The sequence below is a fragment of the Citrobacter youngae genome (genome assembly GCF_003818115.1).
In the GTDB taxonomy this organism is placed as follows: Bacteria; Pseudomonadota; Gammaproteobacteria; order Enterobacterales; family Enterobacteriaceae; genus Citrobacter; species Citrobacter youngae.
In genome coordinates, this window is the sequence record NZ_RPOI01000004.1 from 170669 (window position 1) to 188565 (window position 17897).

At 52.3% G+C, this 17897-nt stretch carries 12 protein-coding genes; 1 reads left to right on the forward strand and 11 read right to left on the reverse strand.

Going from position 1 to position 17897, the window contains the following annotated elements:
* Position 1 precedes the first annotated feature (1 nt).
* From EHN13_RS03130 to amiC, 8 genes are all read right to left on the reverse strand, one after another.
* Entirely contained in the window at positions 2 to 595 is a 594-nt protein-coding gene (locus EHN13_RS03130) for a fimbrial protein (protein ID WP_124020863.1), read from the reverse strand.
* The gene (locus EHN13_RS03135) at positions 592 to 3201 is read right to left on the reverse strand and encodes an outer membrane usher protein (protein WP_249039288.1); all 2610 of its coding nucleotides are present in this window, start codon (positions 3199 to 3201) and stop codon (positions 592 to 594) included. The genes EHN13_RS03130 and EHN13_RS03135 overlap by 4 nt, the downstream gene beginning before the upstream one ends.
* Positions 3202 to 3244: 43 nt before the next feature.
* Positions 3245 to 3931, reverse strand: a complete 687-nt coding sequence (locus EHN13_RS03140) for a fimbria/pilus periplasmic chaperone (protein WP_124020865.1) — start codon at positions 3929 to 3931, stop codon at positions 3245 to 3247.
* 118 nt (positions 3932 to 4049) lie between these two features.
* The gene (locus EHN13_RS03145; protein WP_124020866.1) at positions 4050 to 4646 is read right to left on the reverse strand and encodes a fimbrial protein; all 597 of its coding nucleotides are present in this window, start codon (positions 4644 to 4646) and stop codon (positions 4050 to 4052) included.
* Positions 4647 to 4658: 12 nt separating this feature from the next.
* Positions 4659 to 5201, reverse strand: a complete 543-nt coding sequence (locus EHN13_RS03150) for a fimbrial protein (RefSeq protein WP_124020867.1) — start codon at positions 5199 to 5201, stop codon at positions 4659 to 4661.
* A 10-nt stretch (positions 5202 to 5211) separates the two neighbouring features.
* A complete protein-coding gene (locus EHN13_RS03155) occupies positions 5212 to 5763 on the reverse strand; it encodes a fimbrial protein (RefSeq protein WP_124020868.1) in 552 nt (183 codons plus the stop codon).
* A gap of 60 nt (positions 5764 to 5823) precedes the next feature.
* The gene (locus tag EHN13_RS03160) at positions 5824 to 6393 is read right to left on the reverse strand and encodes a fimbrial protein (RefSeq protein WP_232034674.1); all 570 of its coding nucleotides are present in this window, start codon (positions 6391 to 6393) and stop codon (positions 5824 to 5826) included.
* A 373-nt stretch (positions 6394 to 6766) separates the two neighbouring features.
* Positions 6767 to 8020, reverse strand: a complete 1254-nt coding sequence (gene amiC, locus EHN13_RS03165; RefSeq protein WP_048213099.1) for an N-acetylmuramoyl-L-alanine amidase AmiC — start codon at positions 8018 to 8020, stop codon at positions 6767 to 6769.
* Positions 8021 to 8254: 234 nt separating this feature from the next.
* On the opposite strand from amiC, the gene argA reads away from it, so the two are divergent.
* The gene (argA, locus tag EHN13_RS03170; RefSeq protein ID WP_124020870.1) at positions 8255 to 9586 is read left to right on the forward strand and encodes an amino-acid N-acetyltransferase; all 1332 of its coding nucleotides are present in this window, start codon (positions 8255 to 8257) and stop codon (positions 9584 to 9586) included.
* 47 nt (positions 9587 to 9633) lie between these two features.
* Here argA and recD read toward each other — a convergent pair whose 3' ends face one another.
* Genes recD through ptrA form a run of 3 tightly spaced genes read right to left on the reverse strand, consistent with a single transcriptional unit; the run spans position 9634 to position 17877 of the window.
* Positions 9634 to 11454 (reverse strand): exodeoxyribonuclease V subunit alpha, encoded by a 1821-nt coding sequence (gene recD, locus EHN13_RS03175; RefSeq protein WP_124020871.1) that lies wholly within the window; start codon positions 11452 to 11454, stop codon positions 9634 to 9636.
* Entirely contained in the window at positions 11451 to 14996 is a 3546-nt protein-coding gene (gene recB, locus EHN13_RS03180) for an exodeoxyribonuclease V subunit beta (protein ID WP_124020872.1), read from the reverse strand. Before recB ends, recD begins: the two co-directional genes overlap by 4 nt.
* Positions 14989 to 17877 (reverse strand): pitrilysin, encoded by a 2889-nt coding sequence (ptrA, locus tag EHN13_RS03185; protein WP_124020873.1) that lies wholly within the window; start codon positions 17875 to 17877, stop codon positions 14989 to 14991. The genes recB and ptrA overlap by 8 nt, the downstream gene beginning before the upstream one ends.
* Between the last annotated feature and the right edge of the window lie 20 nt (positions 17878 to 17897).

The following is a 17897-nucleotide window of genomic DNA, read 5'->3' on the forward strand; positions in this document are numbered from 1 at the left end:
TTTAGTTATAACGGACAATGATTTGAAACGATTCCTCGAAATAACCAGAACTACTTGTAGCCCCCCCAAAGGCTGCGATAATATATATATCGTAAATCGTGAAATACCCCTCACCATTACTATTCAACGTCATATCCCTCTCGCTGTTGAATGTAATAAAATCTCCCTTGACTCGATCCTTAATTTTTAATCCCAACATTGTCCCCATCCCGAGGCATGTTTTATGGGGATCTGAACAGAGATCAGCACTGTTTATGGAAAAAGTCACCTTTGCTTTATTAAGCATATTGTCACAACCAGTTAAAAATATACCTAAAGGACGGTTATAACGTTCATCATTAGAATCCAGATCACGCGCTATAATCTGACCAAAATCAATAACGAGAGACTTTCCTCCCAGATTACTCTCTCCCCCTAAAGAAACATTGCACGAAGGAGTTTGAAGAGTTGCAGTAAAGGTTACATCAACCGTCTTGGTACTCCCCATACATTTCAACGGATCACTTTTTTCCAGGCAATCAGCAAAAGCAGCAGCGCTAAAGCAAAATGAACACAGGCCTAATACTACATGGCGAAAAATTCGATGATGGATCATGGCGTCACCTTCACGCTGGTTGAGGACATCCGGCAGCGCAGACCGGAGATAAGCGGCGTTTTACCGATCATGCTGGCATTGCCATCTAACTGATAGCTCACCTGACAGCGGCTTTCTGCGCCACTGCCCCAAATGACGGAGAGCGTACCGCTGTCATCCATGCCGCGCACAAAGGCAATCCCCGCCTGGCCTACGGTGCCGACCGAGCTGCCAGCACTATCCTGCACATCTGCCGCCAGCGGAATAAACCCGCCATCGTCGCGCGTCAGTTCCAGCATAAACGCTTTACGGGCGTCGGTTTCGATATCCACACGCACCAGCGCCCCGCTGGTCGGCACCACGACACCGGTGGTATTACTAATCGCCACATCGTTTTCCATCGTGTCAATATTCAGACCGACGGTGTTTTCCCGGTAGGGACTCAGGCTGGTGACGACCATATTGCCAAAACCGTCTATCTGCCCATTGCCCATTGAGGCGGACGCGCCTTTCGCCCCGCTGGCGTGCACCAGCGCCATCGTCGAGTCTGGCGTTAAATAGCCGGAGGCCAGCGTCAGCCCGCCGCTGTGCAGCACCACGCCACCGGTTGTACTTAGCGAGTACTGTTGATCGCCGTTAAGCCCCTGCGTCGCCGACAATGAGGTGGTACTGTACGCGCCGTTGCGCGTCACCCAACTGCCTATCGTGGTGAGGTCTTCGCTGTCTTTGTTGCGGCTGCTCGTGGTGTTCAGGGAGTAGTTATACATATTGTCCCGAGAACTCCCTGTCGCCATCGCGCTGACGCTGTCGTTACCTTTAAAGTCGCTACTGCTGTTGACGCTCATACTGGAGAACGGACGATAGCCCACGCTGGAGCCTGACCCCAACGGAATAGAGAAACCGAGGTTGATGCTATCGTCTTCTTCGCCAAATTCGTCATAGCTGCGCTGGGCGGAAATGCTGTAACTCACGCTCCCCACAGAGTTGCTATAACCTACGGAATACTGCGAGGTATTGCCATCATCGCCCCAATAGCTACGCCAGGTTCCATTCAGATAAAACGAGCCATAACTTTCACCATTGATAGTCACATCCTGATAGACGTTGGCCTGTATCTCGTTGCGCGTACGTGTATAGGCGTGATACGCCTCCTGCGTCGTGGTGTTTTTATCGGAAGCATAATTATTCAGCGTATTTTTGAGTGACAGCGCATCGTTCATCGACATGTAGTTTTCAGAGGAAAAACGATAGCCAACCACGCTGAAGGTGGTCCCCGTCGCCGTGAAATTTTTGCTGTAGTTAAGGCTGTAGCTCTGCCCTTTTAAGGTACCAACGTCATCGGCGGTGGTTTGTGAGTGCGTCACGTCGAATGAAAACGCCCCGATACTGGTATTCATTGCCATGCCGAGCATTCCGGCGGTGTATAAGTTTTCTGCCATTTGTACGCCGCCGTAGGCGGTAAACATATTGCTCAAGCCGTAAGAGGCGGTGGCGACTCCCGCCCACAGGGTTTCATCAACTGTGTCTTTATCCACCGTGCCGATACCGATATCCCAGTCCACTTCACCAGGACGCAGCAAATGGGCAATAGAGGCATAGGGCATAGAAAATACGCGCGTACTACCGTCAGACTCCTCAACGGTAACATCCAGATCGCTGCCGTTTTGTGCGGCATAGTAGTCGCTGATGGCGAACGGCCCCGGCGGGACGGTGACCTGCGTAACAATACGACCTTCCTGGCGTACCGTTACTTTGGCATTGCTGTTCGCGACGCCGCGAATCACCGGCACATAGCTGTTAGCCGAGGGGTCCATCTGCGCATCGTTGTAAAGGTGCACACCGTCCAGCGAAATGGAATCCATCATGTTGGCGTTGGTGCGTACGTCCCCGGCTTCCAGTTTTGCACGCAGCGGCACAATGTCGCGTGCAATAAAAAGATCGTAGCTGCTGTACTCTCCGCCGTTATCGTTATCCCAGTTGTATGCGCCATTTGAGCGCAAACGCCATGCGCCAAGGTTCAAACCCAACATCAACCCGGAGTAAAAGGTGTCCTGCGTGGTATTGTCGCTTTTGGAATGCCAGGCGTTGGCGTTATAGGAGAGCAGCGCCATCGGGATCCCAGAATCCCAACGCGAAGGAGGAATATAGCCGGCAGGATGACTGACCAGATAGACCTGCGGGATGGTTACATTCAGCTCCTGCGTCAATGGGTCGTAGCGGCTGGAAGACTTCGGCAGGGTGGCGGCCAGATCATAACAGCCATCCTCATCCTCCTGATTTAGCGACTCGGGATCCACATTGAGCTGTTCCAGCAGCGCATGGGTAAAACACGCCGACGCATAATCCGTATTGTTTTCGTGAAAAGTCAGCGGAGTTTTGAACATTTCCTTGCCATTAAGGAAAACTTTAACGTTGTATGTTCCGGCAAGAACAGGATTACCACGTGAAAAACGCTTCAGGTCAAGCTGGCTGCCCGCATCACCCATTAAAAAGGCGTCACTAAACTCCACCATCTCGGTGCTGGCGCTTTCATCGGGCGTACCTTCATCTGCCTGTGCGGATATCAGCGAAAAAAAGCCAGTCAGAAACGTCGATAAATAAATAGATCGCGATAATCGGCGCACCATCATTCCCTTTTAATTAATAATCCTGTTACTCTGCGGGTATTTTTTATTTAACCGTTTTGACAACTTCCGCATCCGCGCCGTAATCATTCAACGCAACCCATGACACTTTATTAATGGAAGTTGTGGTTAATTGCGGTACGACAAAGCGTTCCTCACTAAAAGGGCTCAACATTTTCGGTTTGTAGTCATATTTTTTCGCCCCTGCCCATACCGCGCCACCAATCAGCGAGAGATAATAAGGCGATTCATTTTTCAGGACGATCGCCACGTTACCCGCGTCATTAACCAGCGACCACTTAACATTATTTAAACCATCAATAAAACTGCCCTTCAGTGAGGCCGGACGATAAAAGAATTTAATCCGCGAACGTAAAGCCAGATTAAGCTTGCTTTTCCCTTCCGCATTCTTATCTTTAGGTGGAATTTCCAGCACGTTAAACCAAAAAATACTCTCTTTATCCTGCGCTAACGCCTGACCGGTCCAGGTAATACGCACACTCTGGCCTTTTTGTGGATCAAGACGCGAGACGGGGGGAGTGACAATAAACGGTAGCTTCATTTTGGCCGGGTCGCCGTTTTCATTACCATCATCCAGCCAGGATTGGACCAATAAAGGCGACTTACCCTCATTGACCATTTTCACCGTTACTTCTTTCGCCGATTCAGGGTAAATAACCCGCGTTCCCTGAATCACCACGCTGGCCAGTGATGAGGTTGTAGTAAGCGTCATTAAACACGCAATAAATAACGAACATGAATACCTTTTCATATAAATCCCTTTGACAGAAACAATATTTTTACACTATGTAAATCTGATATATAAACCAAACAAATATATTTTAGCTATTTTATTCAACATTAATAATTACGGTAGCATCGGCAGTAACAATGCCCGCGCCGGGCGTACCGTAGGCGATATAACCAACGGAATAGGTTGACGCCCAGTTATAGCAACCTTCCTCATCGTCAGATAATCTATAACAGCTCCCGGAGCTTACATATTCGTAATCTTTTCGGCTACCCGTCTGGAAATTCACGACTGAGCCCGGTGGTGTTGATTGATCCTGTACCAGGAAACCAACGTTTACCGCGCCTGATAAGGTAGTATTTTTTAGCGCATAGGTTGCAGGGTCGGTCTCTCCGCTCGTCACCCAACGAATATTCGGCTGATAGGCCTCGGCATGAGTGCACTCAGAACGTATAGCGAAATTCTTTTGATGCAGCGCGCCTGAAGTCGCCCCCTGAAGTTCCTTCAGGGAAGCCGTCTCTAACGCAATAGTGGTGCTGCTCACGCCATCCACCTCGACCCATACTTTACATTGTGTGGGTATAGGGTCGACGAAAGCCGAAACAACAATTTCAGGCGTCTGTATCGTGTCGTCAATCGTCACGGTGCCATAAGCACTGAAGGCCAGCAGAGAAAAAAGGAATGATAAATATTTCATTTTCTTCCCCGATTACTGAAATGTGGCTGTAAACATAATAGAAGCTTGCAGGCCACCGTAGTTCACGTTCACACCGTAAGGCACAACCCCCACGATAAAATTAAAATCAGCCCTTTTTACATCGCCATCCTGGACAAGGGTCTGCGTATTTTCCACTGTGCTAAAATCAATCATCATATTCTGATCGGTATCTTTAAAAACGAAGCCAAACTGATTATTTCTATCTTCAGATTTTATTGCGAGGGTGGCGGCATCAACCTCCTGCGATGTACTTATTTTTCCGGTCACTACTGACGCCTTATACCCGGACGGGCAGGAAACGCGGAAATAATACTCTCCCATTTTCGATAACCACCTAATATCGCCTATGGCTGGCATAGTATTGACCTCGAGGCTCAAATAAATAAGACTATATACGCCTGCCCAATTGTAAAGTTCCACCTTACAAGTTAACTCCGTCACCCGACCGGTAAATTCATATTCCAGCGTATCAGCAGCACGCGCTGAATTAACCCACGTCAGCCCAGAAAGCAGCAGAACAATTAATTTATTCACAGACGCTCCGTCAGGCATAGGTCAGGGTAAAGGTCGCTGCCGCATGTACATCACCTTTTTCCGGCACACCATAAGGCATATAACCCACTTCAAACTTAAATGAGGCGCTGTTCTCATTGCTAAAAGCTAACGTGAACTGCTGCGTTGCACTGAAATCAACAACAGTATCGGTAATTTTATCTTTAATTTGTAGGCCGACATATTTTGCGCCAGTCGTATCGGTAATCGTATTTTTTAAATGAGCAGAAACATTGGAACCTTCGATCTCCCCGTCAGTGGTAAATTTGCCCGTCACTTCATGCCACCCGGAAGGCGTGGAACAACTGATATTAATGGTAAATTCCTTCGGCGAAACAGGAAAGCTTCGTGCATCAAGTAATGCCTGTGTGGTCACCTCCTCCAACGCTATCGAAGTACCGTCTCCCGGCGTTTGTACGGTACAGGTCGTTTTATAAATACTCCCCCGTACGATAAATTCGGCACCGGTATTAGCAAAAGATATTTGCCCGCTTAACAACCCGAATATCATCAGGAGCAACAATAACGGTTTTCCTTTACGCATACTCCCTCCTTTCAGGACGAAAAGCAGGGTTCAACGACCCTGCCTGGTATTATTTTGATATTACTGATACGTTGCGATAAACATGGCGTCAGCCGCCACCAGACCGCCGCTGACAGTACCGGTTTTCAGGTAGCCGACGTTGTAGTTAAACAGCATTGGCGCCGCAGTATCGATCACTTTCGCCTGGCGATCCGCGGTGGTAAACGTCTGGACTGCATTGCTGCTGTCTTTGTTTTGCACCTGGAAACCAACCCCTTGCGCACCCGCAGCAGAAACGTCGGTGTTATCCAGCGCAGAAGTGCTGGCATTAACCGCTGTACCTTTTGCCGCCGCCAGATAGCCTGTTACAGTGGCATAGCTCGCACCGGTAATTTTGTCTTTAGCGCCCTGAGCAGTACAATCCAGAGAGACAGTGAAGTCTTTTTTCATTACCGAGTCAGTGGTGGCTGCCGTTACGGTTTTAACGTCAGTCGGATCCAGTTGCACTGAAGTTCCTCCCCCTAAAAGCTCCGCCGTACAGATATTAGTCTGCACTTCACCTGCAAAATGAATATCCGCAGAGTCCTGATCGCCCGCAAAAGCGCTTCCTGCAAATGCCATAGCAATGGCTGCAATAGTGAATTTTTTCATTTTTTTCCCTTGGTGATAAATATCCAATACCATAATTTATGGTGTCTGCATTCCTGCCAGAGGTAATGCGATAAAATTATATCCCAAGTGAAGAGACACTATGTGCCAGAAAACATCATCAGATTTATTTTTAGGAAAACATCAATATAAAATAATTATCAATTAATAAATAAAATAACACCGCCAAATAATTAAAAATAAACTTCAAACAGATATATTAATTTTAAAATTATATAATCAACCAGATACTTTATGAATATACGTTATCGGTAATTTATCCGATAATATTAGATGAACCAGTAAATATTCCCACTATAATATTTCGTCCTGGACAATCATTCTTTATATCGCATCAGAATGCCAGGACGTGTATTTATCCCCTTCTCGCCAGCGTCGCCCCATCGGCAAAGTAGGCTTTAATCCCCGCCAGAATCGACTCTGCCACTTCCTGCTGGAAGGTCGCCGTTTTGAGTTTGCGCTCTTCCTCAACGTTACTGATAAACGCTGTTTCTACCAGAATGGACGGGATATCCGGCGCTTTTAGCACCGCAAACCCGGCCTGTTCAACCTGATTCTTATGCAGGTTGTTGATTTTACCAAGCTTATTCAATACCGCTTTACCAAACTTCAGGCTGTCGGCGATGGTCAGCGACTGCACCATGTCGAACATGGTGTGGTCGACGTAACGGTCACCGCTCTTACTGACGCCACCAATGAGATCCGAGGCGTTCTGGGTCTGCGCCAGATATTTCGCTGCGGTACTGGTCGCGCCTTTGGTCGAGAGCGCAAACACTGAAGAACCGCTGGGTTGTCGACTGGTAAAGGCATCGGCGTGAATCGAGACAAACAGGTCTGCACGCTGCTTCTGCGCTTTCGCCACGCGGACTTTAAGCGGAATGAAGATATCTTCATTTCGTGTCATAAAGACCTTCATGTTGCCCTCTTTCTCTATGAGGGCTCGCAGACGGCGGGCAATCTGCAGCACCACATCCTTTTCACGCGTCTTGTATTTCCCCACCGCACCGGAGTCTTCTCCGCCGTGGCCTGGATCCAACATAATGACAATGGGACGATCGCGCCCCGCTTTACCCGGCTGCGGGCCACTTTGTGCAGGTGGCACCTGTTTATCCAGATCGCCCTTGTTGTAATCTTCCAGCAATGCCAGCAGCGGGTCCTGAACGTCCTGGGCATTCGCGGGATAGAGATCCATCACCAGACGCTCTTTAAAGCCTGCCACCGGAGCCAGGGCAAAAAGTTGCGGCTTCACATTCTGTTTCAGCTCGAACACCATCCGCACGGTTTGTGGATCAAACTGGCCTACGCGCGCCGACTTAATATACGGGTCGTCAGGACGAATCTGCGCTCCCATGCCCTTGAGCACCGAGTTCAGATTAACGTCTTCAATATCCACAACCACACGCTCAGGATTACTCAGGGCAAACTGTTTGTATTTCAGCAGACGGTTAGATTCTACCGTGACGCGGGTATAGCTGGATGCAGGCCAGATGCGCACCGCAACGACCTGACTCGTGGCTGCCAGACCAACCTGGCTGACGCTTAAAAGCCACATAGCACCCGCACCTTTCAGTAAACGGCGGCGACTGATTGCTGAGTTGGATCCCGACATGCTTCTCCCGAGCAAAAGAAATCTGTATTGAGGTAATACGTAAAACGTCCGAATTGACCGGAAACTTTAGCGAATGACGCATAATCTGTCATCTATAAAAGGGTAAACATTCTTTTTATATTCACAGTATTACTGATAAAAATCTTCGGTATGGGTAAAAATTACGCTTGCGCACAGAACCAAAACAGAATAAAAATACACAAATTACGAATAATAATGCAATGAGGGTGTGCCGTGGTGAAGGAGCGTAGAACCGAACTGGTACAGGGATTCCGCCATTCTGTTCCCTATATCAATACCCATCGGGGAAAAACGTTTGTCATTATGCTGGGCGGCGAAGCCATCGAGCATGAAAACTTTTCCAGTATCGTCAATGACATTGGTCTTCTTCATAGCCTCGGCATCCGCCTGGTCGTGGTCTATGGCGCACGACCGCAGATTGATGCCAATCTTGCGGCGCATCATCATGAGCCGGTGTACCACAAAAACACGCGCGTCACCGATGCGAAAACGCTGGAGCTGGTCAAACAGGCTGCAGGGCTACTTCAGCTTGATATTACCGCCCGCCTGTCGATGAGCCTGAATAATACGCCATTGCAGGGTGCACACATCAATGTGGTCAGCGGTAATTTTATTATCTCCCAGCCGCTGGGCGTTGATGACGGCGTAGATTACTGCCATAGCGGGCGTATTCGTCGCATCGATGAAGATGCCATTCACCGCCAGTTAGATAGCGGCGCGATTGTGTTGATGGGCCCGGTCGCCGTTTCCGTCACTGGTGAGAGCTTTAATCTGACGTCAGAAGAGGTCGCCACGCAGCTGGCGATCAAACTGAAAGCAGAAAAGATGATCGGTTTTTGCTCGTCTCAGGGTGTCACCAACGATGATGGCGATATTATTTCCGAACTGTTCCCCAACGAGGCCCAGGCACGCGTTGAAGCACAGGAAGAGATCGGCGATTACAGCTCTGGCACCGTGCGCTTCCTGCGTGGTGCGGTCAAAGCCTGTCGCAGTGGGGTACGTCGCTGCCATCTGATTAGCTATCAGGAAGACGGTGCGCTGTTGCAGGAACTGTTCTCACGCGATGGGATAGGGACGCAAATCGTGATGGAGAGTGCCGAGCAGATCCGTCGCGCCACCATCAATGATATCGGCGGGATTCTGGAGCTGATCCGCCCGCTGGAGCAGCAAGGTATTCTGGTTCGTCGCTCCCGCGAGCAGCTGGAAATGGAGATCGACAAGTTCACCATTATTCAGCGCGATAACCTGACCATCGCCTGTGCCGCCCTGTACCCCTTCCCGGAAGAAAGAATTGGCGAAATGGCCTGCGTGGCGGTACACCCTGACTATCGAAGCTCTTCGCGCGGCGAAGTTTTGCTGGAGCGGATCGCCGTGCAAGCCCGGCAAATGGGGCTTAGCAAGCTGTTCGTGCTGACCACGCGCAGCATTCACTGGTTCCAGGAGCGTGGCTTCACGCCGGTGGATATCGACCTGCTGCCGGAAAGCAAAAAAGAGATGTACAACTATCAGCGACGGTCAAAAGTGCTGATGGCGGATTTGGGGTAGTGGTCGTTGCCGGATGCGGCATAAATGCCTTATCCGGCCAACAAATGTTATTGATTAAACAACGCCGACAGTCCGCTGCGGCGTTCGGTGCGGGTAGCAATGGCGCTACTCAATATCCGTTCATCGGCATACAGCGACAAACGACGGCGTGCGCGGGTGACGGCGGTATAGACCAGCTCACGGGTCACCACGGGTGAGTGCTGGTTGGGTAAAATTAACGCCGCGTGGTCAAACTCAGACCCCTGCGATTTATGGACGGTCATTGCCCAGGTCGTTTCATGTTCAGGCAAGCGACTGGGCTGGACCGATTTGATAGAACCGTCCGGCAGCGCAAACCACACTCTCAGGCTCTGCCCACGATCGAGGGCAATACCAATATCACCGTTAAATAATCCCAACGAACTGTCATTGCGCGCGATCATCACCGGCCTTCCCTCATACCAGCGGCTATGCGTCGAACGGTGAATTTTGCGCTTTTGCGCCATCACCTGCTCAATGCGTTCATTCAAGCCACCCACGCCAAACGGACCTTCTCGCAGGGCGCACAATAGCTGATACTCATTGAAGGCCTGAATGATAACATCCGGCTCGGCGCGCTCGCGCAGTAAATCGAGATAGTGTCCATAACCCGCCAGCGCTTCCTCCAGCATCGCGGCGTAATCTTCGCCGCTGTGCAGAGCGCGTTTTTCGATGTCGCTAAATCCCTGCAGGAAGACCGTTTTTATCGCGGCTTTGTCGCCACGATTAATCGCCGCAGCCAACTGACCGATTCCGGAATCGCTGCCGAAACGGTAGCTCTTTTGCAACAGACACAAACTGTCACGCAATGCAGCCGCCTGAGTTCCCGAACCTGCCGGAATAGCGCTTTCGGTCAGGCGACTAAGCTGGCGGGCACGTTCCGGGGTAAAGCCATCACCGACGAAAGCACAGATATCCCCCAGCACCGCCCCCGCTTCAACGGAAGCAAGCTGGTCGCGATCGCCCAGAAAAATCACCCGCCCGTGTGTCGGCAGCGCATCGATAAGGCGCGACATCATCGGCAAATCGATCATCGAGGCTTCATCCACCACCAGCACGTCCAGATGCAGTGGGTTTCCTGCATGATGCCGCAGGCGTTGGCTTCCAGGTTGAGCGCCCAATAATCGGTGCAATGTACTGGCATCATCGGGAATGCGCTTCTTTTGCTCATCGGTCAGCGGCAGTTCTCGCAGCGCCGCGCCCAGCGAGGCGGTCAGACGGGCTGCCGCTTTTCCCGTTGGCGCCGCCAGACGAATACGACAGCGTTCACCGTCCGCCATCTGAATCAACGCCGCCAGAAGCCTCGCCACCGTTGTCGTTTTTCCGGTCCCCGGCCCGCCGGAGATCACCGATATACGGCGGGTCAGCGCTACGGCTGCGGCCACTTTTTGCCAGTTAACGCCTTCAACGGGCGGAAACAGCGCCGCCAGCGTGTGGGTCAGCCGTTGTTCATCCACCTCAATGGCGTGGTTAACTTCACCGAAAAAGCGCGCCACCGCGCGTTCGTTATGCCACATGCGGTTCAGATACAAACGATCGCCGTACAGCACCAGCGGTGTGGGCTGCTCGCCACGGCTTACCGCCCCGGAGGCCAGCAGGCATTCCGACCAATCTTCCGGTTCACCGACCTCACACAGCCAGGCGCTCAACAGCGGATGGGCATCTTCGCGTAAAGACAACCGGGAAAGCGGTAAGCAAACGTGCCCCTCGCCCGCCTCACGGCTAAGCAGAGCCGCCGCCAGCGCAACGGCAGGGTTATCATTTCCGGCAACCGCCAGCGCGAACTGGGCATCCAGAGGGCGGAGCTGCTTTTGCTCAACGGCCTCCAGCAATCGTTTCTGGATTGTCATGGCATCTCCTCCAGAGCCGCACCTGCAAACAACTCGTCCATCAACGAGATCAATTCCCCATCGGGTCGGGTAGCGTAAATTCCCTGCTGCGGATTTTCACGGTCAACGCCACGCAGGAAGAGATAAATAACGCCGCCAAAATGGCGTTCATAATCGTAATCAGCAATGCGATGGCGTAAGTAGCGATGCAGCGCCAGGGTATAAAGTTGATACTGCAGGTCATAGCGATGCGCCTGCATGGCAGCGGCCATTGCCTGCTGGGTATAGGCTGAGCTGTCTTCGCCCAGCCAGTTCGATTTGTAATCGAGCAGGTAATAACGTCCCTGGTGGCGGAATACCAGGTCAATAAACCCTTTCAGCATGCCGCGCACCTGCATAAAATCCAGCGCAGGGCACCCTGCCGAGAGCGGATCGTACTGGCGGATCAACGCATCAAGCTGGCTGGCTATCAGCGGCTGCGAAATTGGCAGATAAAACTCCATCTCCACCTGTTTTTCACGCGCGGAAAGCTGACTCAAACTCACGCCGGTCTCGTTGAGAGGCGCCTGCAAAATGGCGTCCAACCATGCGGTCAAAACCGGCGTCCAGTGTGCATCATAACCGCCCAACGCCAGTTTTTCTTCGACCCAATGCGGCTCTACCGGTTGGGTGAAGTCGAGATCTTCAAACAGGCTATGCAAAAATGTACCCGGCGAAGCGCCGCGCGGAAACTGATGCGGCGTGAGTCCTGACTCTTCAATAACCTCACCGACGCCTGCGGCATCGATATCCAGTCGCGGGATCAGATCCTGCGCAATACCATGCCCACGCTGTTGCAGACCGGAATAGCTGGTCACGCGCCAGCTGTCACCAGGCGTACGCTGCAGAATTTTTGCACTCAGTTCGCTGCTAACAGCCTGCGCAACCTGCCAGGGTTCGCCGTCAGGCTTAGCTGGCGTCAGGCAGGCGATATCCTCACCGCACAGCGCCTCAATAGCGCCACGCAGACCCGCGGCATCCATCGGCTCGCCTTTTTGCAGCAGGCGGCCAAGGGCGCTCTGATGCACATCGGTATCCCCTTTCTTATCGCCCCGACGGCGTACCAACGGCGCCACGCCAAGGCTGCAGTGCCATACCGAACGGGTGAGCGCAACATAGAGCAAGCGCAAGTCTTCTGCCAGACGTTCCGCTTCGGCCAGCTCAACGCTCTCCGCGGCATCGCTGAGATCCAGCACCGCTTCAAAGGAGCTGCGATCGTGGTAGAAAGCCTGATCCTGGACGCGGAAATTAGTGATAAACGGCAGCCAGACCAGCGGATATTCCAGCCCTTTCGATTTATGGATGGTGACGATTTTAACCAAATGCTTGTCGCTTTCGAGCCTGAGCTGCTGACTGGACGCATTGCTGTCGGGTTCAAGAATATGCTGAGATAGCCAGCGCACCAGCGCATGCTCGCTTTCCAGTTGCGATCCGGCTTCCTGGAGCAGTTCGCTGATATGTAAAATATCGGTCAGGCGGCGTTCGCCTCCCGCCGTCGCCAGCAGGTTTTCCGCAATATGGCGGGCTGACATCAGCGCGCGCAGCATCGGCATCACGCCGCGTTTATGCCAGATCTGACGATAGCCATCGAACTCCTCGACTACCGCATCCCAGGCATTTTCGTCGTTATTTAACGCTTCGAGATCCTGCGCATTCAGCCCCATCATTGAGGTTGCCAGCGCGCTACGCAGCGTGTTCTCACGCTCCGGCGTCATCACCGCTTGCAGCACCCACAGCAGTTCCTGCGCTTCCAGCGTTTCAAACACGCTGTCACGGTTGGAGAGATAAACAGAGGGAATGGCCAGTTGCGTCAGCGCATCGCGGACCAGCGCCGCCTCCTGACGGCTACGAACCAGTACGCTGATGTCCGAGGCGCGTACCGGCCTGGACGTTTTACCGCTGACCAGTTGCGCAGCGCCAGAATACCCGGCCTTAAGCCAGTCGCGAATTTGCGTGGCGCACACCTGCGCCATGTAGTTCTGATAGTCGCCGACGCCACAGCTTTCCCCTTCCATCAGCCACATACTCATGGCTGGCTGCGTTTCACCGTGTAAAACAAACTGAAGCGACTGGTTTTTCTCTGCGGATTTTACCGGGCTGAAGGGGATGTCGCGGAACATAAAGGCGTCGTTCATCTGGCTGAAAATCGTATTCACGCTATTGACCATGCCAGGAGCCGAACGCCAGTTAGTATCGAGCGTATAGTGCGCGCTGACTTCGCTGCGCGCCTTCATATAGGTAAAGATATCCGCGCCGCGAAACGCGTAAATCGCCTGTTTCGGATCGCCAATCAGCAGAAGTGTGGTATCCGGCTGATGCTGCCAGATACGGCGGAAAATACGGTATTGCTGCGGGTCGGTATCCTGGAACTCATCAATCATCGCGACCGGAAAACGGGTACGAATAGCCGTCGCCAGTGCATCACCGCTTTCACTGCGCAACGCCGCATCCAGACGGCTGAGCATATCGTCAAAACCCAGCTCGCCGCGGCGGCGTTTCTCCTCGGCAACCGCCGTGCGGATCTCCGCCAGTGCCCGGGTGATCACCAGATCGCGGATTGTCAGCGGTTGGCCAAGCAGTTGATCAATAGCGACGAAAAGCGGGTGCTGAGGCGTTACGCCGCCCGCTTTGGTTCGCTCTTCTAAAAAGCGCTGGGAGAATTTCTCCAGCGCATCAGGCAACTGATAGCTTTGGGTTTCTTCCTGCGCCCACGCGCTGATCTTTTCGATCCACTTACCCTGGTTACCGCGATTAAATTTACGCCGGTCGATCCCGGAGGCTTCCAGCAGGCCATCCAGCTCATCAACGGCATCGCGCCATTGCTGCTTAATTTGATTAATGCGCGCGAGGATTTGTTCGTGCCGGGTTGCCAGTGTTTCGTCATCGGGCGGTGGAGCCTTGATAACCGGTGCTTCCCCTTGCAGATAGCGATCGATATCTCTCAGCAGCGCCTGCGGTCCTTTCCACGTTTCAAAAATCACCTGCGCAATGTCACGGGGCAGCGGATAGCAGTGTCGACGCCAGAAGTCCGCACAGGCCTGATAGCGCAGCAGCGATTCATCTTCGATCAGTTGTTGCTCAAACAGCATGCCTGACTCAAAAGCGTTGAGGCTGAGCATACGCTGGCAAAAGCCGTGAATGGTAAACACCGCCGCTTCATCCATCTGTCTTTCTGCCAATAGCAGCCACTGGGCGGCCTGTTTTTTATCGGCGATTTCATCTAACAGACGGGCGTATAGCGGGTTATCGGTGGTTTCACGCAGGCAGGCAATACGCAGTTCATGGATGTTGCTACGAATTCGACCGCGCAGCTCTTCAGTAGCCGCCTCGGTGAAGGTGACCACTAACAGTTCTTCGACGGTCAGCGGACGAGGAAAGGCGGCAGAGCCGCCCAGTCCAAGCAGTAAACGTAAATACAGGGCGGCGATGGTAAAGGTTTTACCGGTGCCCGCAGAGGCTTCAATCAGGCGCTCGCCCGTCAGGGGCAAGCGGAGTGGATCAAGGGACTCAGCGGCATCATTCATTCTTATCACTCATCAGGGGTAAGGTTTGCTGCAACGCGCTGACGGTCTGCCACACTTTCCAGCCTTCCGGGTGCACATATTCTGCTTTCCCGTTCTGACTGCCGGAAACCTGTGACAGTATCGCCATGCCTTGCGGCTCAACCACCGCCTGATGGAAGAAGTCGGCAAGCTTTTGCGGCGTCAGCAGTTTAATCTGAGCCACTATTTTATCACGTGAATCGAAGCGCATATTGCCGCGATCAAAATCTTTGCTTAACTGCGAGGCTTCTGCCCCAAGCGTTTGCGGGGCCTGGAGCATTTGCGCAATAATCGCCTGCTGAATTTGTGCGAACTCTTCAGGTTTCATCGCCCGCAGCTTCGCTTCCGCCGTGGGGAAAAATGCCTTATAGCGTTCCCAGAGATAGGACGGTTGCTTGTCGCTGCTTTGCAACAGGAAGCCCATTCCCCACTGGCGGCCAACGCTCATTGGGAAAGCAAAGACGGCATAACCTAATTGCTCTTCAGTACGCAGTTGATTGTAGAACCACGGTTGAACAATCTGCCCTAACATGGCGCTATAGGCTGAACTGGTGTACTCATCGTATCCAGTTGGCACAAATACCGCCGCCAGCGCGGAATCCGTACTACTGCCCGCTTTTTCAAAGATGACAGACTGCTTCTTGTCTACCACAACATCTTTGTTTCGGCACCACTGTGAGCCGTTCGCACCAAGCTGCTTCTGGATATCCCGCGCCATGGTTTTCGCCTGAGCTTCGCTCATATTACCGACCACCAGGAATTCGGGACGCGCCCCGGTTTTCAAGGCGTCGCGATAGGCCATTACCTCTTTCAGGGTGATGGAAGGCAGCAGCTTACGGCGCTCATCGCGTGAGAAGTACGGTACCTGAGACAGCATCTGAACCGGCATGATCGCCTGATCGTAGGCTTTGCCTTTCTCCGCCGAGTCCATCATCTGGGCGTACCAGGATTTCGCCTGTTCCAGCTGTTCATCTGTTGAGGTGTAACTGAAATAACCGCTCAGCAGCGCCTGGAAAAGCTGCGGCAAACGCTGAGTATAGCCGTTGGCGTTAAGCATCAGGCCGTTATTCGCGTTAGTAGAAAAACCAATACCTCCCACTGTGGCCTGGTTACTTAACTGGTCGAGTGCAATACCCGCCAGATAATCGTTCAGGGCGAATAAGACCTGATTGCGGGCGCTGTCCATCGCTTTCGGGTTACGCAGTATCACGCTGACATCAACCTTTGGCTCGCTGGCAAAATACTGGCTCGGCGCATACACCACGCGTAAATCCGGCTCATCAACGATCAGTTCCGGGTGAGCGTATTTTTTATCCGCCTTAATCAGCGTGAAATCATCAGGAATGTAGGGGTTCAACTCCGGTAATGACAACGCAATGCCCTGCGCTTTTTGCTGCCAGTCGGCAAAGGTTTTGTCGCTGATTTTATCTACCTGATAAGGCGCATCGACAAAGTAAGCAGTTTTATTATGCGGCTCTTTCGCGCTGATATACCAGATACGCGCATTCTGCGGCGTCATCATTGCCAGACGTTGCTCAACGGCTTTGGCATCGTACTGGTCGGCAATATTCACCGCATCCAGAGTATGCTCGACGGGAACGCGGATCATGGTATCCGCCAGCCATTCAACGTAGTCCATATCACGGGTGATAGAGGGATAACGAAAATCGAGATCCAGCACGTGCGCCAGTTCGTCAAAATAGCGTTTATCGATACCTTTTTCACGTAACAGGTTGAGATAGCTAAAGATTGCAGCAACAACTTCATCGCGATTCGCCAGCCCTTTGTCGGTTAACGTCGCGGAAATGGCTAATACGCCGCTATTCCCATTGACCACCGGATCGGAGTCCGCACGAATACCTTCAACCAGCCCCTGCTTTTGCAACCAGTCAGACAATGTGCCCGGACTACGATTGCCAATCAGGTAGGTCACCAGCTCATCGGTTTTACTGCGGAACTGCGCGCTATTGTTATCAATACGAAACTCGACGCGCAGCACTTTACGCGGCATTGCCGGAACATAGTGGATGATGACGCCCTTTTGCGCGTCGGTGACAACCGGGACGGTTATTTCCGGTTTTTCGATATTTCTGTTTGGCACGCGACCAAAGGTGTCAGCCGCTATCCGCGCCAGCTCTGGCAATGGTTTATTGCTATAAATCACCGCCTTCATCAGGTTCGCGGAGTAGTACTTTTCATGAAATTTGTGTAACGCCTGTACCACCGGATTACCCGGTTTATCGCTTAATGTTTCCAGATTTCCGCCGGAGAAGCGCGAACCAGGGTGCGCCGGGTTAATAGTCTCCGCACTCACCTGCGCCATACGCATCCCGTCTCGGGTACGCGCCAGCGTCAGCTCGGAGTTAACCGCGTTACGCTCGCGATCGGCATATTTTTTATCCAGTAACGGATCGGCAATAGCGTCTGCCAGGCGATCTACAGCCCCCACCAGCGCGTCGTTTTCAACCTCAAGATAGAAAGCCGTACGATAAGGCGCGGTGCTGGCATTATGGCTGCCGCCGTGCATTTTCAGAAATTCAGACAGGCTGTCCGGCTGCGGGTATTTTTTCGACCCCATCAGACACATGTGTTCGAGATAATGCGCCAGCCCCTGATGATCGTCCGGATCTTCCAGCGAACCCACGGGGACCACCAGTGCAGAAAGGGATTTCACGGCCTGCGGATCGGATACCAGCAATACGACCATACCGTTATCAAGGCGCACGGCCTGATACTGACGGGTGTCTTTATCGCTTTTACGGATGGTTTCAGCTAAAGGCTGCCAACCGGTATCAGCCTGACTTACGGGAACCCAAAGGGCGACGAACAACAGTAATGCGCTAAACCAGGTGCTGCGGGGCATTCACAAACCTCATCATTAAC

Excerpts from the sequence above, each read along its gene's own strand:
- EHN13_RS03130 (WP_124020863.1), bottom strand. The coding sequence starts at position 595 with ATGATCCATCATCGAATTTTTCGCCATGTAGTATTAGGCCTGTGTTCA.
- EHN13_RS03135 (WP_249039288.1), bottom strand. The coding sequence starts at position 3,201 with ATGGTGCGCCGATTATCGCGATCTATTTATTTATCGACGTTTCTGACT.
- EHN13_RS03140 (WP_124020865.1), bottom strand. The coding sequence starts at position 3,931 with ATGACGCTTACTACAACCTCATCACTGGCCAGCGTGGTGATTCAGGGA.
- EHN13_RS03145 (WP_124020866.1), bottom strand. The coding sequence starts at position 4,646 with ATGAAATATTTATCATTCCTTTTTTCTCTGCTGGCCTTCAGTGCTTAT.
- EHN13_RS03155 (WP_124020868.1), bottom strand. The coding sequence starts at position 5,763 with ATGCGTAAAGGAAAACCGTTATTGTTGCTCCTGATGATATTCGGGTTG.
- EHN13_RS03160 (WP_232034674.1), bottom strand. The coding sequence starts at position 6,393 with ATGAAAAAATTCACTATTGCAGCCATTGCTATGGCATTTGCAGGAAGC.
- amiC (WP_048213099.1), bottom strand. The coding sequence starts at position 8,020 with ATGTCGGGATCCAACTCAGCAATCAGTCGCCGCCGTTTACTGAAAGGT.
- recD (WP_124020871.1), bottom strand. The coding sequence starts at position 11,454 with ATGACAATCCAGAAACGATTGCTGGAGGCCGTTGAGCAAAAGCAGCTC.
- recB (WP_124020872.1), bottom strand. The coding sequence starts at position 14,996 with ATGAATGATGCCGCTGAGTCCCTTGATCCACTCCGCTTGCCCCTGACG.
- ptrA (WP_124020873.1), bottom strand. The coding sequence starts at position 17,877 with ATGCCCCGCAGCACCTGGTTTAGCGCATTACTGTTGTTCGTCGCCCTT.